The following is a 20,992-nucleotide window of genomic DNA, read 5'->3' on the forward strand; positions in this document are numbered from 1 at the left end:
GTTTCTATTCTCAATCGAGCGATTAGATCACGCGAGAGAACTGCTGTTGGCGAGCCTTGGCACGTAGGTATTTGTCAAAACACATACAGATATTACGAATCAACAAGCGACCACGCAGAGTCACGCGGATTTCTTTGTCGTCGACTTCAACCAACTCATCGTTGATGAAGGTTTGCAGCAGCCCTAAATCTTCTTTGAAGTAACGATTAAAGTTAACCGAGAACTCAGATTCAATCATCGTTTTATCAAGCTTAAAGTTACAGATAAGCTGCTTGATCACTTCACGACGTAGAAGGTCGTCACTGTCTAGAGCAACGCCTTTCCAAAGTGCATGACGCAGGTCGTTAACTTGTGCGTAGTACTTCTTCAGCTCTTTCTGGTTTTGAGCGTAAGCATCACCGACCATAGAGATAGCAGAAACACCGAAGCCAATTAGGTCAGCTTCACCTTGGGTGGTGTAGCCTTGGAAATTACGATGCAGAATGCCTTCACGCTGTGCTACTGCTAGCTCGTCTTCAGGTAGAGCAAAGTGGTCCATACCGATGAACTGGTAACCCGCTCCCGTTAGCGTCTCGATGGTATCTTGCAAGATAGCCATTTTCTCTTTCGCTTCAGGTAGATCTTCGTCTTTAATCTTACGCTGCGCCGCAAACAGCTGAGGCATGTGTGCGTAGTTAAATACCGATAAACGACCTGGTTTCATCTCTAGCACTTGCTTCAATGTTTCAGCGAACAACACTTGAGTCTGCTTTGGTAGGCCGTAGATCAAATCAAGGTTAGTTGAGCGGAAGCCTAATTCTTTGGCACGTTGAACCATTGCAATGATGAACTCTTCATCTTGCTCACGGTTAACCAGCTTCTGTACTTCTTTATTGAAGTCTTGAACACCAATACTCAGGCGGTTAAAGCCTTCGCTACGTAGGTGGTCGAGTACGTCTAGCTCAATCTCACGCGGGTCAACTTCGATACTGATTTCAGCGTCAGCGGTGAAGTTAAACTCATCACGTAGAATCATCATCAAGCGAGTGATTTGTGTCTTGGTCAAGAACGTTGGCGTACCACCACCGAAGTGCAATTGCGTCACTTCACGGCCATTCAATAAAGAGGCGCGTTGGCGGATTTCATGTTCAATCACATCAAGATACTCATCCGCTTTATGCGAGTGACGAGTAATGACCTTATTACAACCACAGTAGTAGCAAAGCTTGTGGCAGAACGGGATATGCACGTAAAGAGAGAGTGGACGCTCAGGATATTGAGTACACGCCATGTCGTAATCAGCGACGGTAAACGCTTCATGAAACTCCAACGCAGTTGGGTATGAGGTGTAACGAGGTCCCGAATAGTTGTACTTGTTTAAGATCTCTTGATCCCAAACGATTTGCTGATTCGTTGTTACTGGCTTGCTCGACATAGCGGTATTTCCAATTTAGATCCGCGAGAACCTAAGGTCTCTCAAATCATTTTACATACATTAAAATATAGACGGGTTATTTTGCCACACGACCTGTAAGGTCGTTCCAAGACAAAATCAATTTTTTAGACAAAAACTCAGAACTGCTAGCTTGATCACTAACAAAGCGTCGGGATTAACGAGACGCAAAAGGTAAGAAGGCTCATTTAACACTACCTCTAAAGATAAGGTGTCTCAAGAACACCCTGTATTAAACAAGCCTCTATTTTAAAAGTCTTAGCGACTAGATCATCTGAATGTTGATTTGGTTGTTGAGAGGTTTAACCTTCTCTTGCAACCTTTTCAGATCTTCAATGACCGCATCATTCAAGCGAGTCTCTGCCTTGTGGCGCGTGAGATTCTGCTGCATGCGTTCTTTCTTCGTCAGTTCCTGTCTTGCCTCTCCGCGAGCCATATCTTTTACGATATGGTACAACTCAGAAAGAGCAGGATACTCAGAATCAAAATCGACACGCTCATCACCCTGAACATTATCCATAATGATACACACTCGGATACTGATCTCAGGTAAGTCACATTGCCCTTGAATGCCCGCTAAGCACAAAGTATTTACGTTTTCGTAAATCGTCGCGTTACGTTTTTCAATGGCAAGTGCTTGATGCTGCTTTTGCAACTCCGTCTGCTTCTTCACTTGAAGTAGAAGGTAACCTGCGTAAGAGCCCAAGCCGAGAATGATAATTCCACCAGCAATTGCTAATAAGGTTACGTTCATTGGCTATTAACCTTTAAAGCTGTCTAAATCGAAATCTTCGAATTGAGATAGCAAGTCTTCGTCAGAGCTCGCTTTCTTCTTAGAGGCAACCGGTGCTTCTTCGAAGATCTCTTCTTCATCGTCTTCTGGCTCTAGTAGACCTAAGCGGCCCATTAGGTGTTCGATACGATCAAGTTTCTCATCAACAAACTTCTGTAGACCAGCACCTAGGTTTTCACCATTTTCGATACGATCTAGCAGTGTGTTCAGTTGAGCATCATTCTCAAGCATCTCTAACTCTTGTTCGTTAGATAGCTTGCGCTCTTGTTTAGTCGGCTTCTTCGCTGGTTCAACGATCAGCGGAATTTTTTTCTTGCTGCCTAAACGTGGATCACGAGCTTGTGCAGCTTTACGCTGTTTTGCTTCGCTACCATCTGAGTGACGGCTGCCAGACTTAAGGCCTTTACGCTTTTTAACACGCTTACGTTCACGACCTTCAACATCAGATTCACTACGGTTACGAGTAACCATAGGCTCCGGAGCGCCAAGTGCTCCCGGCTTTCTTGATTTCTTACTACGACCCATTACTGCACTTTCCTCAGTAAAATTACATCATTTCCAAAAAATTCTAGTTCGAGCTTATCCCGCTCTGCCAAAAACTGGAATGTTTGACGACTAAAGAAGACGACATGTGTCGGGTCATTCTTGTAGTGCCAACCAGCAAACGCGTCTACGTCTATTACTAGTTTAGTCATAAGACCAATCCAGCCCTTGGGTTTAACTAAATTCAACCATTGCTGCCACACTTTGTCTGGGTGATAAAGATGCTCTATCACCTCCGTGGCAGTCATAAAGTCATACGTTTTTTCCAACACAGAGGGTTCTGGGTGGTAATAGATATCGTACAACTCCATGGTGTGTCCGGCTTCTTCTAACATAATAGATAGCGTAGGGCCTGGGCCACAACCAAAATCCAACCCTTGTGAGTTAGATGAAATTTTGTCTGTTAGTGGATCCGCGATGCGAGATAAAAAGCGGCGATAGCCTGCATCACTAGGATCGTTCTCATGGAGATCATAGTGTGCTTTTTCTTCTTTTGCTTCTAACCTTTGTTCAGGTTTAACAAATACCAGTTCACATTGCTGACACTGCAGATAGGCTCTGCGTTTGTCTTCAAAATAGTGATTCACGCCTTGGTGATGGCATAAGGGACAAGTATACATAGCACATCCTTAAACAGGGATGCGAAACATACCAGAAACTGAGTTTATAGTGGAGAGGTATTGGGTGTTTTTTCATCAAATCAATAAAAAAAGCGATAGGAAAACCTATCGCTCTCTAAATCTGCCTATATCGGCCAAAATTTGCATACTCAACTTGGTACACAAATCTCCATTTGTTATTGGTGCTTTCCATGCCAAATTTGTTTGTTGTTCATCGTCCTGATGAGTTTTGGCTATCCTTTTCTAACACCTTGTTGCTGGGCTGTCCTAGCCTGATCCGTTTCTGTCTATACCGTTAGACTAGATGATCATCCATATCTAAGTCAGCTCCTAGCTGATGGCGGTTACTTTACCGTGTTACAAAAAGACTACAAGAGTGCGACTTCACACTTTTGTATACAAATCGATCACACATTGATAAATCAGACATAAATGCAAAATGCATTAATAAAACCAATACAAAAGAAAACGCCCCGACCATTACTGATCGGGGCGTCTCTTCACTCTCGCTCGAACGTACATTCCTTTACTCTGGCTAAGAGCAAGAAACCGACAAATTAGTGTAAACCACCAACGTACTTCGATAAGGTATCAATATCAGCGTCTGTTAACTTTTTAGCTACATCACGCATCATCGCATTCATGTCGTTATTACGGTCACCATCGCGGAATTTTTCAAGTTGAGCCTTGATGTAATCTGCGTGCTGACCTGAAATCTTAGGGAAACCAGAAAGTTCGGTACCATTACCACGTGGGCCGTGACAAGCAATACACGCCGTTACGCCGCGTTCTGCGTTACCCGCTGTGTAAAGAACCTTACCTTCATCTACTACATTTTCAGGCGTAGAGTTACTAGAGATAGGTAGAGAGGCGTAGTATGCCGCTAGGTCAGCCATATCTTCTTCAGATAAAGGCATCGCCATTGCACCCATTACAGGTTCGTAACGACCTTGCTTACCACCACTTGTCATACCTAGCTTAAGCTCTTTTAACTGCTTCTCTAGATACTTCTCATGTTGACCGGCCAGCTTAGGGTACTGAGTGATCAGACTGTTGCCGTCAGCACCGTGGCAGGCAACACATGTTTGTGATTTGGCTTTACCAGCTTCAATACTACCTTGAGCCCATACTGAGCAGCTGGCTAAAAGACTCAAAATTAGCGCTAATTTCTTCATGACATTCCATTATAATTATCAAGCTTCCAGTACCACTCTATGTTGCCACTCATGGTACAATAGGCGACCTTATGCCGAGCACGGTTATTTTACACAAATTCACAAAAAAGTAATCAATCGACTACACAAAGTCGAGATGGAGTTAACAGTGAGCGTAAAAATTCATTATCAAAACACGCATTTCATTACCAGTGCACCTGATATTCGTCATTTACCAGAAGACGAAGGGATCGAAATTGCGTTTGCAGGACGCTCCAATGCTGGTAAATCTAGCGCGCTAAATCGCGTTACTAACCAAAAAAGCTTGGCGAAAACCAGTAAAACACCCGGTCGAACTCAGCTAATCAACCTATTTAAGGTAACGGACGGTTGTCATATCGTCGATTTACCTGGATATGGCTTTGCTCAAGTACCACTTGAGATGAAGAAAAAATGGCAGAAGTCGCTAGGTGAATACCTACAACGACGTGAAAGCCTGAAAGGTTTAGTGGTATTGATGGATATCCGTCACCCAATGAAAGACCTTGACCAACAAATGATCTACTGGGCTATCGATAGCCGCATCCCAGTACAGGTTTTGTTAACAAAAGCAGACAAACTGAAAAGTGGTGCGCGTAAAGCACAGCTACTGAAAATCCGTAACGATGCAAAATCTTTCGGTGGTGATGTTGCGGTTGATGTCTTCTCTTCAATGAAGAGCATCGGCGTAGACCAACTGCGTGCCAAGATGGATGAGTGGTTTGCCCCAGCGCTTGCTGATCAAATCATTGATGAGTTAGCGGACGAAGAGCACAACGACTCAGAGTAGTTTCCCTACTTATCGCTATAGGTTAACTCACTGACAACACGTGATTTAGCCTTATCAATGCCCCTCCTTATATAGGTGGGGTATTTTTTTGCCCAAAAATTAGTGAGTTAAGCCTAAGTTTTTAGTGTTAAAGATCGGATTTACCCACTAAAACCAATAGAAGTGAACCATACTAAAAGACACATCTAAATAATCAAAACAATGAGAAAGGAATACTCATGTGGAAAACACCATTGGCCATCATTGCACTTATGTTGGTCTCACTGACAGGATTTGCCTCTGAACCAGAACAAGAACAAGCCCCACTGATCAATGTCGATATGACCTTAGACCTAGATGGCATGGAAAAGTACGCCCAAGATGCGAGTGAGTCTCTTGAGGTGATATCGCAATCTTTGCAGGCGATAGTCAACAACCCCAATCTAAGCGACGACCAGCAACAAGCCCTCAATCAAACCGTTGAAAGCATCAATAAGCTTGCGAGCTCCACCAAGACATCCCTCAATCAACTGCCACAGGCCTTAGACCAATCTCGACTCGCCTTTAAACAAACCAGCCAAGTGCTGTTGGATGACATTCAGACCAAGATCATCATTGCGCTGGCAGCCGTTATCGGTGTGATTATTATCGCTTTGACCGCTATCTATCTGCTTATCCTGAAACCCATGCAGCAAACCTTGGTAAAAGCGACCAACAATATCTCTTCGATGGCGCAATCCATCCAGATCACCGCCGAAGCACTGAAATACAGCACCGAGAAACAACAGAAAATCATGGATTACATTGAGCATTCACCGACTCAATACACTGATAAATAAGGCGTGAGCCATCAATCCTTTATCGATAACTTGTAAAATAAAAGTTATTTCAAGTGATAAAACAATCGACTTAGAGACGGATTTAAATTACCAAACGCTGATCGAATTCCAGATCTAAGGCAAATCAGGGGTTTATCACTGTGCTTGAGAAAGTGTAATAAAAGGCGCTAAAAATGAGAGGTTTTACGGGGGAATGGTAGGTTGGAAATATTTTTCTTTCGCACAAGAAAAAACGCCCCAGTCAAATACTGACTGGGGCGGCTGAATCAGCCTAATCCAATAACGTGAAACAAAAGGTCTGAAAGATAGAACATCTTACCTCTGTACCCTACGAGATTTAATGTACAACAATTGCTCAGAAATGAAAACAACTTTTGTAGTTTTTTTTCATGAATGTTTTATTAAAACACCTAAATTCTTATTGCGACTTAACTTTATTTGAGACAAAAAAAAGCCAGTGTTTGTGCACTGGCTCATACTAATTTGCTTATTAAGGTCAAAAACTGATTAGTGGGCTTGATCCCAGTTGTCACCGTGGCCAGCTTCCGCGACAAGCGGCACTTCTAGCTCTGCAGCAGATTCCATCAATTCTTGTACTTTACTTTCAATTTCGGCTAAAGATGACTCTTCCACTTCAAACACCAATTCATCGTGTACCTGCATAAGCAGTTTTACACGACCATCGCCTTCCGCTTGAATCCACTCATCCACCAACAACATCGCTTTCTTAATGATGTCAGCCGCTGTGCCTTGCATTGGCGCGTTGATCGCCGCGCGTTCAGCAGCCTTACGACGCATGCCATTACGAGATTGAATCTCAGGAAGGTGCAGACGACGACCGTAAATGGTTTCAACGAAGCCTTGCTCTGAGGCGGCACTGCGCGTGTCTTCCATATACTGCATCACACCAGGGTAGCGCTCGAAGTAAGTATCCATGTAGTGCTGTGCTTCACCACGAGGAATACCCAGTTGCTTAGCCAAGCCAAAGGCACTCATACCATAGATAAGACCGAAGTTAACGGCTTTAGCACGACGACGTTGTTCAGTAGTCACACTCTCAATATCAACGCCAATGATCTCAGCAGCCGTTGCCGCGTGGATATCTTTGCCTTGTTGGAATGCTTCCAGAAGCGCTTTATCACCCGAAAGGTGCGCCATGATACGCAATTCAATTTGAGAGTAATCGACCGCTAGAATCTTCCAGCCATGTTGTGCAACAAATGCTTGGCGGATACGACGGCCTTCTTCATTACGAATTGGGATGTTCTGTAGGTTTGGATCTGTTGAAGACAAACGACCCGTTGCTGTCACCGCTTGGTGATAAGACGTATGAACACGACCCGTTTCAGCGTTGATCATCTTCGGTAGTTTATCCGTGTAGGTCGACTTTAGTTTCGCAAGGCCACGATACTCAATGATCAGCTTAGGTAGCGGGTAATCAAGAGCCAACTCTTGCAGCACTTCTTCGTTGGTTGAAGGTGCACCTGATGGCGTTTTCTTGATAACAGGCAGACCCATTTTTTCAAACAGGATCGCTTGCAGCTGTTTTGGCGAGTTCATATTGAACTCTTGCTCAGCAATCTCGTAGGCTTTCTGTTCTAGCTCATCCAGACGAACCGCAATCTCTTGTGATTGAGCGCCTAGCAGCATGTCATCGATGAATACGCCAGTACGCTCAATGCGAGACATTACAGGGATCAGTGGTACTTCGATTTCTTCATAGATGGCTTTTAGCTTTTCATCTTGTTCAATGTTTTCCATCAAACGGTTATGAAGACGTAGTGTCACGTCAGCATCTTCTGCTGCGTATGGAGACGCTTCACCCAACTCAATCTGGTTGAAAGTAAGCTGTTTCTTACCTTTACCTGCGATTTGCTCAAATGAGATGCAGCTGTGCTGTAGGAAACGCAGCGCTAGGCTGTCCATATCATGCTTGCCACCTACGCTATTGAAAACGTAAGACGCCAACATGGTGTCGTGTTTGATGCCTTTCATCTCGATACCGTAGCGCGCTAGCACACTCATATCGTACTTCAGGTTCTGACCTACTTTCGCTTGTGCATCATCTTCAAGAATCGGCTTAAGCTGTTCAAGTACCCAATCACGATCCAACTGCTGCGGTGCATCTAGGTAATCATGGGCAACCGGTACGTAAGCGGCAACGCCTTCTTCAGTCGCGAATGACAGGCCAACGAGGTTCGCCACCATGTAATCTAGGTTGTCTGTCTCAGTATCGAAAGCAAACACTTCAGCCGCTTTCAGTTTCTCTAGCCAAACATTGAATGACGCTTCATCGAGGATGGTTTCGTAGTTGCTGCGATCAATCGTCACGGCAGAGGTGTTCATTTCTACGGTAGAAGTGGTTGATGCCGTATTGCTGCGCACTGCGCCCGACTTTTCATCCGCCTCAACCACACCACTGCCACCTTCAAGTAGCTCGTTCAACCAAGACTTGAAGACCAGTTGACCATATAGCTTAATCAGCTCATCCGTGTTTGGTTGTGCTTTTACAAGCGACTCAGGTGTCTCTTCTAACTCGACGTCCAGCTTGATCGTTGCAAGCTCGTAAGACATCTCAGCGTTGTCTTTATTATCAATCAGCTTCTTAGCCATAGTTTTTGAACCACGGAAGCCAAGAGCGGCAATATCATCAAGGTTTTGATACAGCTTTTCGATGCTACCAATGCCTTGCAGCAGAGCGGTCGCTGTCTTGTCACCGACACCCGGAACACCAGGGATGTTATCGACTTTATCACCCATCAGCGCAAGGTAGTCGATGATCAGCTCTGGCGGAATGCCAAACTTCTCAATCACGCCTTCACGATCCATTACCACGTTGGTCATGGTGTTGATCAGAGTAACATTATCATCGACAAGCTGGGCCATATCTTTATCGCCAGTACTAATAAGCACAGGCATACCCATCGCAGAAGCTTGAGAAGCAAGCGTACCGATCACGTCATCCGCTTCAACGCCGGGAATAGAGATAAGTGGCAAACCCATTGCACGAATCACATTGTGCAAAGGCTCAATCTGGCAACGAAGATCATCAGGCATAGGTGGACGATTTGCCTTGTACTCTGGGTACATGTCATCACGGAACGTCTTTCCTTTCGCATCAAAAATTACCGCAATACGATCAGAAGCAAATTGACGCATCATGCTGCGCAGCATGTTAACTACACCGTAAACAGCGTTAGTTGGGATATCACCATTGCTCATTGTGCCAGGGTAAGCATGGAACGCGCGATATAGGTAAGAAGAGCCATCGATCAGAATCAATGGATTATCAGGAATACGAGCCATAATGTTTGTGTATCCAGTAAGTACAGAAATTATCTGTTAAGAATGCCACGTCTGTTGGTTGGATTCCACGTTGTCGATCTGTATCCGTTCACTCGGTTGTGTTCGTTATAATCGATTTGTTGTTATTTTTTGTTCTTAGACGCAAGCGTTCTGTGGATAACTCTGTTTATATTATTTATCCACCCTGTTGAGAACTAAGGTGAACAACTCAAAAAACACCAATAAACAACTGAAAATAAAGAACAATTTTACAGATCGAACAGATGATCAATGATCTTTTCTCGATCTTGCGTTGTGGAAAAGAATGCTGATGGCATTTTATTCATAAAAATACGTGCCACTAAATATGCATCTTGTTGAAATGGTAGGTATAAAAAAAGCGACACCCGAAGATGTCGCCTAGCAAAAACCGGTAAAGCCATTCAAATTGAATACCACAGCTTTACCTAAAAGCTATAAATTACACTGGAAGCAATGTGAGCAATGTCGTGTCAAAAAGAACTTAGTACAAGTTCGCGAGAATTCTGTTGGGTAACCAAGTAGATACTTGAGTACTTAACATCCTTGTGAACATTTCCTCATTCCCTAAGACGAAGTTAATAATAATAATTCTCATTTAATAGTCAACAATTAAATGATAATAAATCTCATTTAATTTATGAACCGTTAACAACAGTGCTTAAATTTGCTTCAAAAAATGGATTCTATGGTCATTAATGTCTTCTTTTTCTTCAAATTTTTCGATTAGGTAACCGTTTCTCAATAACAGGCGCAACATTGCAGGGAACTGGTTACGAGACTTAACCCTTAACTGTCTGTAGCCCTGCTCTTTCGCCCACTGTTCCTGAGCGTCTAATTGCGCTTGTGCAACGCCTTTGTTCCTCGCGAGCGGTGACACGCCACCAAACCAGCTGTAAAAAGTATCTTGACCCAATTCATAGCCAATCTTAAAGCCAAGCAACACGCCAGCTTCTTCAGCCACTAAGATAAGGTTCTTTTTCCCTGCTAGCCGCTCTGAAAGAGAAGCGACGCTCTCTTTTTTAGCGAACTCAGAGATCAGCTCGACCACAGACACCACTTCTTCTAAAGAACCTTCACGTACGACAACTGACATCTTATTCATCCTTATAAACGAAAGGGCTGGCACAATGGCCAACCCTTTACTGATCACTTAAGTGAGCTCTACACGATTACTTTTCTTTTAAGTGCTCTGCGGCTTGTGCATTGTCTTCTGCAAGCCACTCAGCCACATCTTTAGCGAAATAAGTAAGAATGCCATCAGCACCAGCGCGCTTAAAGCACAGCAGTGATTCCATGACAGTTTCACGCTCTTTCAGCCAACCGTTTTGAATCGCTGCTTTATGCATCGCATACTCACCAGACACTTGGTATGCAAATGTCGGCGCTTGAAGTTCATGCTTCACACGACGCACGATGTCTAGGTAAGGCATGCCAGGCTTAACCATCACCATGTCCGCACCTTCATTAAGATCCATCGCGACTTCGTGAATCGCTTCATCGCTGTTCGCAGGATCCATCTGGTAGTTCTTCTTGTTACCACCTTTCAGGTTCGAAGCACTGCCGACTGCGTCGCGGAATGGACCGTAGTAGCACGATGCGTATTTCGCGGAGTACGCCATAATTTGAGTATGAATATGACCTGCTTCTTCTAACGCTTCACGGATCTTACCAATGCGACCATCCATCATATCTGACGGTGCAACCACGTCAGCACCTGCTTCAGCGTGTGATAATGCTTGCTTGATCAACACTTCAGTCGTCTCGTCATTCATCACGTAACCATCTTCATCGATGATGCCGTCTTGGCCGTGAGTGGTGAACGGGTCTAGTGCTACGTCAGTAATAACGCCAATGTTTGGCACATGCTCTTTTAGTAAACGTACAGCGCGCTGCACCAAACCTTCTGAGTTATGAGCTTCAGCTGCGCATAAACTTTTAGCATCTTGGTTCACTACTGGAAATAGAGCAATCGCAGGAACACCCAGTTTTGACAGGTAATCTGCTTCCTCGAGCATGTAATCGATCGACAAGCGTTCAACACCTGGCATTGACTCGACAGGCTCGCGGCGGTCTTTACCCATCAGGATAAACATTGGGTAGATTAGATCATCCACAGACAATTGATTTTCTGCCATTAGGCGACGGCTAAAGTCGTGCTTACGCATACGGCGCATACGGCGACCTGGGAATTGACCTTGAATTGAAACAGACACTAGATTCTCCTTGCCTAGTCTAAGCACCGAAATACTTAGATATGAAAAGTGCTAAATACAGGCAAAAGCATATCACTGATGGCTCAGGACGCTAGCAGTAAAATATGAAACCCACTCAAAAATAGGGATAAATGGCAAAAAATGACCTTCTCCTCACACTGCCGTATACTCATGACAACTCAGTAAAGACCGCTTTCAGGACAAAACAATGATCGACACCCATGCTCATATTTACGCTAGTGAATTCGATGAAGACCGCGAACAAGTTGTGCAGCGTGCACTGGCTCAAGGGATTGATACCATTCTATTGCCGAACATCGATTTAGAATCTATCGAACCAATGTTAGCGACAGAAGCTCAGTTTCCTGATGTGTGCCGTTCAATGATGGGCTTACACCCTTGTTATGTGGATGCGAATATCGAGCAAACCCTCAAAACTATTCGAGCTTGGTTTGATAAGCATGACTTCATCGCCGTGGGTGAGATTGGTATCGACTTGTACTGGGATAAAACCTTCAAGGCTGAACAAGAGATGGCGTTTGTGACTCAACTGCAGTGGGCAAAAGAGCTTGATCTACCCGTGGTGATCCACACTCGTGATTCCATTGAAGAGACACTTGCCCTACTTCGTAAAGAACAAGATGGCAGCTTACGCGGGGTATTCCACTGCTTTGGTAGCAGCTTAGAGGAAGCTCAAGCGATCAACGAACTAGGCTTTCATTTAGGTTTAGGCGGCGTTTCGACTTTTAAAAACTCAGGGATGGACAAGGTGATCCCACATCTCGATATGGATTACGTCATTCTAGAGACTGATTGCCCATATTTAGCACCAACACCAAATCGCGGTAAACGCAACGAACCGGCCTACACAGAATTAGTAGCAAAACGCATCGCCGAATTACGCGGAATTACCATTGAAGAAGTCGAAAACATAACCACCAAAAATGCTAAGGCATTGTTTAATTTATGACAAATCTATTAATAAGTAATTATTACGGATTTTTCCTGAATTTATTTGAGAAAGCTCAGTGACATGTATAGTATCAACCACCTGCATATGGAAGTAGTTGATTATGTGTGACCATTCACAACACTTACAACGTCAACATCGAACTCTATGGCATAAGATTTTGGGCATCAAAGAGCTCTATATATGTCAGAATTGTGGCTATCAGTTAAAGATTCGATAAACAGACATAATAAAAAAGCGGCCCTAGGCCGCTTTTTTATTATGTGATTTTTACTGAAGCATTCCGAATCAAGATTCAGCTTCTTCCTCTTCATCCGCATCTGGCTTACGCGTATAAAAGCGTGCGAAGAACAGACCAATCTCAAACAGAATACACATTGGAATCGCCAACAGTGTTTGCGAGATCATATCTGGTGGTGTCAGCATCATACCGATGATGAAAGCACCCACCACAATGTAAGGACGCTTTTCAGACAGAGATTGAGGCGTTGTTGCCCCCGTCCAACACAACAAGATAATCGCAACAGGCACTTCAAAGGCAATACCAAAAGCAAAGAACAGCGCGAGTACAAAATCAAGATAGCTTGAGATGTCGGTTGCGAACTCTACTCCCCCTAATGATATGGCCGTAAAAAAGCCAAATACCAACGGGAATACAATAAAGTAAGCGAACGCCACACCACAGTAAAACAGCAATGAACTTGAAGCCAATAGCGGCATGATCAAGCGTTTTTCATGCTTGTATAAACCCGGAGCAACAAAAGCCCACACCTGATACAAAATAAACGGAACCGCGAGGAATATAGACGCGATCAAGGTTAATTTCAGTGGTGTAAAAAATGGCGATGCAACATCGGTTGCGATCATCGTCGCCCCTTCCGGTAGACGATCTACCAAAGGTGCTGATACGAATTCATAAATATCATTAGCAAAATAAATTAGCCCGACAAATATCACTAGCACCGCGACAATCGCACGTAGTAGGCGATTACGTAGTTCTAGAAGGTGGCTAATTAAAGGCTGTGTCTGCTCAGTCGAAGACATGTCAAACCTCTTAAACAGGAAGATCGAAAAGGAGCCGCGCGTGTATCTATCCAGTTGAATTGGTATCCACTTGAATAGTTATTTACTTGAATAGCTATCTATTTAAACATCTAGCGAATCAAGTATCCGGCGACTCCTCCTTGCGAGACTATTCGGCTTTCTTATCTGACGGTGCTGAAGCTTCGCTGTTGACCTGAATGGTTTCAGATTCCACAGTTTCCGTGACACTAGGTTTAGTCTCACTTGGCTTATCAGACTCAGGCTTAGCATACGGACGTTGAACCTCAGCAGCGGCCTGCTTGAGTTCATCGACTGACGCTTTAAGGTCTGGAGATAAATCTTCCATACCCATTTTTTCCGCCTTGCGTAGGTTTTCTTGCAGCTCTTGCACCTTAAGCTCATGAGAAAGTTCATCTTTCACACTGTTTGCCATGCTTTTCGCTTGTCCAACAAACTTGGAAATACTGCGAATCGCCACGGGCAAACGCTCAGGCCCTAAAACCACTAACCCAACGACAGATATTAATACCAGTTCCCAAAAACCGATATCAAACACGATTTACGCCTGCTCTTTGTCTTTCTTTGTTTCAGCAGTCGTTTCAGCGTGAGCTTCTGTCTTCTGCTGTTCAATATTCTTTGGTTCGAAGTCTGCATCTTTCTTATCTGCAGGCTTGTCTTCATCGCTCATCGCTTTTTTGAAGCCTTTAACCGCTGAACCTAAGTCACCACCCATACCGCGCAGTTTCTTTGTTCCGAATAGCAAAATTACAATTACAGCAATGATTAGAAGTTGCCAAATACTGATACCACCCATTGTCATTGTCCTCGGGTCTGTCTACACATAAAAATATTAAGAGAGTCTACTGTCTAACGACGGTAAGCTCGCCAACTAAGCAACCAAAATGTGACACCTGCAATGCCACAGCCCATAGATAGCTGCTCATAAGGGCTTGAAACTAATATTGCGGAGCATACGACTAAAGTGGCTCCAACGCCAAACAAAAACTTTCCAGTTGCTTGCTGACGCTTACTATCTCGGTAGCCTTGATAAAGCTGATCCATTCTGTGGTTCATCGCTTTACCTTGGCGCAAGCTGTCATAAAGTAGCTCTGGCAGCTCTGGCAGTTTTTCTGCCCAGAATGGCGCGCGCTCTTTTACTGCGTTGATCACAGCTTGCGGCCCCACCTGATTCATCATCCAGGTTTCAAGGAAAGGCTTGGCGGTTGCCCACAAATCAAGTTGCGGATACAACTGACGACCTAGGCCTTCCACATACAACAAGGTCTTCTGTAGAAGTACCAACTGAGGCTGAACCTCCATGTTGAAACGTCTTGCTGTATTAAATAAGTTTAGCAACACATGGCCAAATGAGATCTCGCCAAGTGGTTTTGCAAAAATTGGCTCACACACCATACGGATCGCGAACTCAAAATCATTGACGTTAGTGTCGTGTGGCACCCACCCCGAATCCACGTGTAGCTCGGCAACTTTACGGTAATCTCGATTGAAGAAAGCCAACAAGTTCTCGGCTAAATAGCGCTTATCTTCGCTGTTGAGCGTGCCGACAATGCCACAATCCAAACCAATCCACTGAGGGTTATCTGGATTATCTGGGTTAACAAATACGTTGCCCGGGTGCATGTCTGCATGGAAAAAGCTGTCTCGGAATACTTGGGTGAAGAATACCGTCACACCGCGTTCCGCGAGCAATTTCATGTTGGTGCCGTTGGCTTCTAGCGTCTCAATATCGGAGACTTGAATACCATAGATTCGCTCTGACACCATCAGGGTTTCGCTGCTTAGATCAGGGATAACCTCTGGAACATACAGCTCTTCACTGCCTTCAAAATTACGTCGTAGTTGAATGGCATTGGCCGCCTCTCGGCGCAGGTCTAGCTCATCAAGTAACGTTTTCTCGTACTCGTGAACCACTTCAACCGGTTTCAAACGACGTGCTTCAGGAAGCGACTTAGCGACTATACGCGCCATTCGGTGCATCAGTTTTAGATCTGCGTCAATCACCGGGCGAATATCAGGTCGAATGACCTTCAGAACAATCTCACGACCGCTCTCTTTAAGCTTTGCGGTATGCACCTGAGCGATAGAAGCAGAAGCCAGTGGCTCGATATCAAAGTCGGTAAACCAGTTATCTAAACTGCCACCGAGCGCCTTCTCCATATCTTGCTTCGCCAGTTGTCCATCAAACGGCGCAACTTGGTCTTGCAACAACGCCAACTGATCGGCGATATGAGGAGGGAACAGATCACGACGTGTCGACATCATCTGTCCAAACTTGATCCACACTGGGCCAAGTTCTTGCAGTGCAAGGCGCAAGCGATGACCCAACTCTTTATCTTGATGCTTGTTCTTGAGCCAAAACAGTGACTTTCGCGCCAACAAAGGGGCTTTAGTCAGTTGGTGTTCCGGCATCAACTCATCAAGGCCGTACTCTAACTGTACCTTGATAATATGATAAAGACGTTTCAGTTCTGTTGGGGTCATATTTTCTCCAACAGAGCGTTCAACTTAGCTTCAAGGCGAGCTACCGAGCTTTTCACGTCATCAACTTGGTCGCAAAAATACGCGATTTCTAACGGTGCGGGTGCAATCTTCCACTCTTCTGTCAGAACCTGAGCAACATGGTTTTGATGCTTAGTTGCCTGTTTTGCTACAAAGCCACCGACGTTTTTAACGCCTTGGACCAAGGTATGCGCAACCACATCACCCGTTACGCGCGATAGCCACTCTTCCAAATCAGGCTTGCAGTCTGTCATCAGCTGAGCAAATTTCTGAGCCAGTTGAATGTCACCCTCTAAGATCAGCTTATCTTGCTTGATCAGCTTGGTGATGTTCGATTGCTCACGCAGTTCAGGTAACACCGATAGGTTCAAAGATAAGTAGCAATCAGGCTGCCCTTCGTATTCCGACAACACATCAATTTGTTGGCTGAAAACGAAAGTGAGTGTTTTATTCAACTCTTTCAAATTAACTTGAATGATCTGCCCCTTTAAACGAGACAAACGACGAACCAAGGCTGGATCATCGTTCACGAAAGTATTTAAAGAGGTTTCAATAACTGCGGTGACCAATGGATCAAATGGCATGACTGTCCTTACCTTTGAAAACGGATAAGCCTTAACCTATCCGTTCTGTCTTTATTCTTATTGTTTAGCACGCCCTAAGAGCCTGCTACCAAGTTCGACTAGAACTTGTAACCGCGGTGCAGCGCAACAATGCCGCCCGTTAGGTTGAAGTATTTCGTATTCTCGAAACCCGCTTCCTGCATCATGCCTTCCAAGGTTTCTTGGTTAGGGTGCATGCGGATAGATTCTGCAAGATAACGATAGCTGTCTGCATCGTTAGCAATCAGCTCACCCATTTTTGGCAACAGGTGGAAAGAGTAGGCATCGTAAACCTTTGATAGCGGCTCAAGTACTGGCTTAGAAAACTCAAGAACCAACAAACGACCACCCGGCTTCAGCACACGGTACATTGAACGCAGCGCTTGGTCTTTGTCGGTAACATTACGCAGACAGAAGCTAATGGTAATGCAATCGAAGTAGTTGTCAGGGAAAGGCAGCTCTTCAGCGTTTGCTTGAACGTAATGTACGTTGCCAACAATACCGCTATCACGCAGCTTATCACGGCCAACATTCAGCATTGAGTTGTTGATATCAGCAAGAACCACGTGGCCTTTTTCACCAACGATACGCGAGAACTTCGCAGTCAGGTCACCGGTACCACCACCAAGGTCTAGGATACGTTGACCCGGGCGAACGCCACTGCAATCAATCGTGAATCGCTTCCACAAACGGTGAACACCACCCGACATTAAGTCATTCATGATGTCGTATTTAGCGGCTACAGAGTGAAAAACCTCTGCTACTTTCGCGACTTTTTCGTCTTTTGCGACTGTTTCGAAACCAAAGTGTGTGGTTTCTGACTCTACTGCTGAATTTGTCTGCACGCTTGTGTCCATAATGCTGTTATCTACCATGGTAAGTTCTCATCGACAGCGCTCTTTGTGTTTAGAGGCGCTGCGGCCGATTAGTTTACTTTATCCTCAGCAGGTTGTCTTTCTACTAAGGAGGCATTTTCTGAAAAAGCCTCATTTTGCGCCATTTCAGCCAAACCAATCGAGATCGGTTTCTTCACTTCAACACCCAATTGCTTGAAGCTTTCTGCCTGACGAATCACGTTGCCCCGCCCCGTCACTAGCTTATTCATCGCCCCTTGGTAGCTTTGGTTGGCTCTATCAAGTGAGCTGCCAAGGCCTTCCATATCATCAACAAACAGGCGCAGCTTGTCGTAAAGTTTGCTCGCACGTTCCGCGATAACTTGTGCGTTCTGGTTCTGTCTGTCGTTACGCCACAGGTTATCAATGGTACGCAGTGCCACCAGCAGAGTGGTTGGGCTGACCAAGATGATGTTTTGCTCCATCGCATCTTTCACCAAACTAGGATCCGCCTGAATCGCCACTTGGAATGCTGGCTCAACCGGGATAAACATCAACACGTAATCCAGACTCTGTATGCCTTTGAGCTGATGATAATCTTTCTGGCTCAAGCCTTTAATGTGCGCTCGCAGTGACACCAAGTGATCACGCAATGCAGCATCGCGTTGCTGATCGGTTTCAGCATTGAAGTAGCGCTCAAAGGCCACCAGCGCCATTTTAGAATCGACCACCACTTGCTTATCTTGTGGCAGATGCACAATCACATCCGGTTGATAACGCTTGCCCGCATCGTTTTGCAGGTTCACTTGCGTTTGGTATTCGTGGCCTTCGCGCAGCCCTGATTCAGCAAGCACCCGTGCCAGTACCACTTCGCCCCAGTTACCTTGTTGTTTGTTATCGCCCTTTAGCGCTTGAGTCAGGTTCACCGCTTCACGCGTCATACTCTCGTTGAGACGCTGCAGGTTTTTAAGCTCATGCACCAAGGTGTGACGCTCTTTGGCCTCTTGGCTGAAGCTATCGTTCACTTGTTTCTTGAAGCCTTCCAACTGCTCTCTCAATGGAGACAACAAACCTTCTAAGCTCTGCTTATTCTGCTGATCGACCTTGGCGGTTTTGGTTTCAAACAGTTGATTCGCTAACAGTTCAAACTGCTGCTTAAGTCGTGATTCAGCTTGCTCTAGCAACTGCAGCTTTTCGCTATTGGCGAGGTTTTCTTGGTCGTGCCTTGCTTCTTGCTCGCGCAGCTCGGCTTCTAATTCAGACTTATGATCTTTAAGCACATTGATCTCATCAGCGTACTGCTGGCGCTCTTGCTTTACCGCCTCAAAGTAGCGCAGCTTTTCCATCGCAGCCATCATCTTACCGTGCGCCTGCTTGAGCTCGAATGCCGCTTTGTCTCGGTCATCATCTAACTCATTGAGTTCTTGTTGCGCCTCTGCGAGTGATGCTTTGAGCTGAGCTTGCTGAGATTCATGCAACAAACGATCGGACTCTAGCTGCTGCTCGAGCAATCGCTGCTGAAAAGAGAGCTTCTGTTTAATCCACCAACCCACCACACCACCGCTGACGAGCGCGCCAGAAACTGCAGCAATAAGCGTTGCCTGATGTTCGATAATCCATTGCATGATAATGATTTAGCCTAATTGGAAATAACTCATTAAATGGTATTTTGATACTGGATAAATGTCCAGTTTGCCGTATTAAAATTCGACAGATAGACTAGGCGCTCCGTATTCTGTCTCATCAAATTAGAATGAGTTGCCATGAACGAACGTCGTGCCTTGGGCTTTGGCCTTTCCGCAGTACTGCTGTGGTCAACGGTCGCTACTGCTTTTAAGCTGACCCTTGCTGAGTTTTCACCTATTCAAATGCTGACCATTGCCAGTATTGTGTCGTCGATTGCGCTGATCGCAGTCTGCGCCTTTCAAGGCAAGCTTTCTCAGCTGAGTACAACGTTCCTTTCAAACCCTTGGTATTACCTGCTGCTCGGCTTGGTTAACCCATTGGCCTATTACCTGATTCTATTCAAAGCCTACGACCTGCTGCCCGCTTCTCAAGCTCAAGCCATCAACTACAGCTGGGCTATCACGCTAACCTTAATGGCGGCGGTTTTTCTGGGGCAAAAGATTCGTAAGCAAGACTGGATTGCGTGTACCTTCAGCTATGCGGGTGTAGTAGTTATTGCGACCAAAGGCGATGTATTAGGCATGCAATTCGACAGTCCACTAGGTGTAGCACTGGCGCTGCTTTCTACTCTGCTTTGGGCGGGATATTGGATTCTCAACACCAAAAACAAGGCTGACCCAGTGGTTGGCGTGCTGCTTGGGTTCTTAGTGGCATTACCATTTGCGATCGGTTTAACCCTTTACGAAGGTGAAAGCTTTAGCCAAATCACAGCGAAGGGTTGGATGGCGGTGACTTACGTTGGTCTGTTCGAGATGGGCATTACCTTTGTGTTGTGGCTATCAGCACTCAAGCTAACCAACAATACGGCGCGTATCAGCAACCTGATTTTTGCCTCACCGTTTATTTCACTGATGCTGCTTTCAACCATCATTGGCGAAGAGATTCACCCAGCAACACTTTTTGGTTTGGTACTGATCATTGCTGGCTTGGTGATTCAACAGATCAAGTTTTCAAAAAACAAAGCTGCGTAAATAAGAGCTAAAAGATTCGATTGAGCACGAAAAGCTATCGATAAAGTCGAATTTAGAGCTAGAACACAATGTTAGATACAAAAATGGCGAGTCGTATGACTCGCCATTTTTATATAATTTAAAATCTAGTAAGTAAGCTAAAAGCTTTGTGCAGTGACAATAAAGTTTGTCCGTAAGACTCAAATGAGACAATAAAGTTTGTCCGTAACGATTCACACATCAAGCGATGAATGGTGCTTCATACGACCTCACGTCTCACGCTCCATTGTGGGTTTCGAATAAGGTTCTATATTACGGCTAATAACCCATTGTGCTATAAATTATATAATGTCATTTTTGAATCGAGAAACGACTTATGAGCAAAAAAAAGCTATCAGAAAAAGAACTGCTTAAGAATATTACACCTAATACTGCCCACGCTGATGCACTTGCTACAGTTTCATTAGATGAAGTGGGACTCGAACCCTCAGAACGCGACTATAAAGCCGCTTTAAAAAGAATTGAATCCTTATTTGATGTTGCTGAACCAGGCACACCCGAAGGTGATGAACTTGAAAAGCTAGTAACTTGGGTTGAAAGGTATGAAAAAGACCACTTCCCATTTTAAGTTAGCTAGCCATCAGCTGACTCAGCTTTG

General features: G+C 44.9%; 21 protein-coding genes. 5 read left to right on the forward strand and 16 right to left on the reverse strand.

The genetic code is table 11. The features are described from left to right. Positions 1–22: 22 nt before the first annotated feature. The 5 genes from hemN to OCV19_RS15640 all read right to left on the reverse strand — a co-directional run bounded on the left by hemN (position 23) and on the right by OCV19_RS15640 (position 4,563). On the reverse strand, positions 23–1,414 hold the full coding sequence (hemN, locus tag OCV19_RS15620) for an oxygen-independent coproporphyrinogen III oxidase (RefSeq protein ID WP_065675951.1): 1,392 nt from the start codon (positions 1,412–1,414) through the stop codon (positions 23–25). Positions 1,415–1,697: 283 nt separating this feature from the next. Further along, a complete protein-coding gene (locus OCV19_RS15625; protein WP_017060164.1) occupies positions 1,698–2,186 on the reverse strand; it encodes a DUF2489 domain-containing protein in 489 nt (162 codons plus the stop codon). 6 nt (positions 2,187–2,192) lie between these two features. Beyond that, the gene (gene yihI, locus OCV19_RS15630) at positions 2,193–2,750 is read right to left on the reverse strand and encodes a Der GTPase-activating protein YihI (protein WP_017060163.1); all 558 of its coding nucleotides are present in this window, start codon (positions 2,748–2,750) and stop codon (positions 2,193–2,195) included. After that, entirely contained in the window at positions 2,750–3,388 is a 639-nt protein-coding gene (locus OCV19_RS15635) for a class I SAM-dependent methyltransferase (protein ID WP_019826511.1), read from the reverse strand. The genes yihI and OCV19_RS15635 overlap by 1 nt, the downstream gene beginning before the upstream one ends. A gap of 557 nt (positions 3,389–3,945) precedes the next feature. Then, a complete protein-coding gene (locus OCV19_RS15640) occupies positions 3,946–4,563 on the reverse strand; it encodes a c-type cytochrome (protein WP_012602993.1) in 618 nt (205 codons plus the stop codon). 148 nt (positions 4,564–4,711) lie between these two features. On the opposite strand from OCV19_RS15640, the gene yihA reads away from it, so the two are divergent. After that, positions 4,712–5,371: a ribosome biogenesis GTP-binding protein YihA/YsxC gene (yihA, locus tag OCV19_RS15645; protein ID WP_065675950.1), complete on the forward strand. Its 660-nt coding sequence runs from the start codon at positions 4,712–4,714 to the stop codon at positions 5,369–5,371. A gap of 218 nt (positions 5,372–5,589) precedes the next feature. Beyond that, positions 5,590–6,189, forward strand: a complete 600-nt coding sequence (locus OCV19_RS15650; RefSeq protein WP_065675949.1) for a GTP-binding protein — start codon at positions 5,590–5,592, stop codon at positions 6,187–6,189. A 266-nt stretch (positions 6,190–6,455) separates the two neighbouring features. On the opposite strand, the gene OCV19_RS25105 is transcribed toward OCV19_RS15650, so the two are convergent. From OCV19_RS25105 to hemB, 4 genes are all read right to left on the reverse strand, one after another. Beyond that, entirely contained in the window at positions 6,456–6,503 is a 48-nt protein-coding gene (locus OCV19_RS25105) for a hypothetical protein (RefSeq protein ID WP_438356636.1), read from the reverse strand. 193 nt (positions 6,504–6,696) lie between these two features. Continuing rightward, complete coding sequence (gene polA / locus OCV19_RS15655; protein ID WP_065675948.1) at positions 6,697–9,495, reverse strand: DNA polymerase I; 2,799 nt, start codon at positions 9,493–9,495, stop codon at positions 6,697–6,699. Between the two features lie 679 nt (positions 9,496–10,174). Further along, on the reverse strand, positions 10,175–10,609 hold the full coding sequence (locus OCV19_RS15660) for a GNAT family N-acetyltransferase (RefSeq protein WP_065675947.1): 435 nt from the start codon (positions 10,607–10,609) through the stop codon (positions 10,175–10,177). Positions 10,610–10,685: 76 nt separating this feature from the next. Next, positions 10,686–11,729, reverse strand: coding sequence for a porphobilinogen synthase (gene hemB, locus OCV19_RS15665; protein WP_017060158.1), 1,044 nt, complete (start codon positions 11,727–11,729; stop codon positions 10,686–10,688). A 208-nt stretch (positions 11,730–11,937) separates the two neighbouring features. On the opposite strand from hemB, the gene OCV19_RS15670 reads away from it, so the two are divergent. Beyond that, positions 11,938–12,699: a TatD family hydrolase gene (locus OCV19_RS15670; RefSeq protein WP_048612433.1), complete on the forward strand. Its 762-nt coding sequence runs from the start codon at positions 11,938–11,940 to the stop codon at positions 12,697–12,699. 288 nt (positions 12,700–12,987) lie between these two features. Here OCV19_RS15670 and tatC read toward each other — a convergent pair whose 3' ends face one another. The 7 genes from tatC to rmuC all read right to left on the reverse strand — a co-directional run bounded on the left by tatC (position 12,988) and on the right by rmuC (position 19,323). After that, positions 12,988–13,743, reverse strand: coding sequence for a twin-arginine translocase subunit TatC (gene tatC, locus OCV19_RS15675; protein ID WP_017060156.1), 756 nt, complete (start codon positions 13,741–13,743; stop codon positions 12,988–12,990). Positions 13,744–13,891: 148 nt separating this feature from the next. Beyond that, positions 13,892–14,299 (reverse strand): Sec-independent protein translocase protein TatB, encoded by a 408-nt coding sequence (gene tatB / locus OCV19_RS15680; protein WP_048612432.1) that lies wholly within the window; start codon positions 14,297–14,299, stop codon positions 13,892–13,894. Positions 14,300–14,302: 3 nt separating this feature from the next. After that, the gene (gene tatA / locus OCV19_RS15685; protein WP_017060154.1) at positions 14,303–14,557 is read right to left on the reverse strand and encodes a Sec-independent protein translocase subunit TatA; all 255 of its coding nucleotides are present in this window, start codon (positions 14,555–14,557) and stop codon (positions 14,303–14,305) included. A 53-nt stretch (positions 14,558–14,610) separates the two neighbouring features. Continuing rightward, positions 14,611–16,245 carry a ubiquinone biosynthesis regulatory protein kinase UbiB gene (gene ubiB / locus OCV19_RS15690; protein ID WP_065675946.1) on the reverse strand — a complete coding sequence of 545 codons (1,635 nt, stop codon included), beginning with the start codon at positions 16,243–16,245 and terminating at the stop codon, positions 14,611–14,613. Beyond that, on the reverse strand, positions 16,242–16,847 hold the full coding sequence (locus OCV19_RS15695; RefSeq protein WP_065675945.1) for a ubiquinone biosynthesis accessory factor UbiJ: 606 nt from the start codon (positions 16,845–16,847) through the stop codon (positions 16,242–16,244). Before OCV19_RS15695 ends, ubiB begins: the two co-directional genes overlap by 4 nt. Before the next feature lie 98 nt (positions 16,848–16,945). Next, the gene (gene ubiE / locus OCV19_RS15700; RefSeq protein ID WP_026012235.1) at positions 16,946–17,725 is read right to left on the reverse strand and encodes a bifunctional demethylmenaquinone methyltransferase/2-methoxy-6-polyprenyl-1,4-benzoquinol methylase UbiE; all 780 of its coding nucleotides are present in this window, start codon (positions 17,723–17,725) and stop codon (positions 16,946–16,948) included. A gap of 65 nt (positions 17,726–17,790) precedes the next feature. Further along, positions 17,791–19,323: a DNA recombination protein RmuC gene (gene rmuC, locus OCV19_RS15705; RefSeq protein WP_065675944.1), complete on the reverse strand. Its 1,533-nt coding sequence runs from the start codon at positions 19,321–19,323 to the stop codon at positions 17,791–17,793. Positions 19,324–19,461: 138 nt separating this feature from the next. Here rmuC and OCV19_RS15710 point away from each other — a divergent pair, with 138 nt between their 5' ends. Together OCV19_RS15710 and OCV19_RS15715 are read left to right on the forward strand one after the other, a co-directional pair. Then, the gene (locus OCV19_RS15710) at positions 19,462–20,355 is read left to right on the forward strand and encodes a DMT family transporter (protein WP_048607574.1); all 894 of its coding nucleotides are present in this window, start codon (positions 19,462–19,464) and stop codon (positions 20,353–20,355) included. A 355-nt stretch (positions 20,356–20,710) separates the two neighbouring features. Further along, on the forward strand, positions 20,711–20,962 hold the full coding sequence (locus tag OCV19_RS15715) for a hypothetical protein (protein WP_065675943.1): 252 nt from the start codon (positions 20,711–20,713) through the stop codon (positions 20,960–20,962). Positions 20,963–20,992 lie beyond the last annotated feature (30 nt).

The organism is Vibrio celticus (genome assembly GCF_024347335.1).
Taxonomy (GTDB): Bacteria; Pseudomonadota; Gammaproteobacteria; order Enterobacterales; family Vibrionaceae; genus Vibrio; species Vibrio celticus.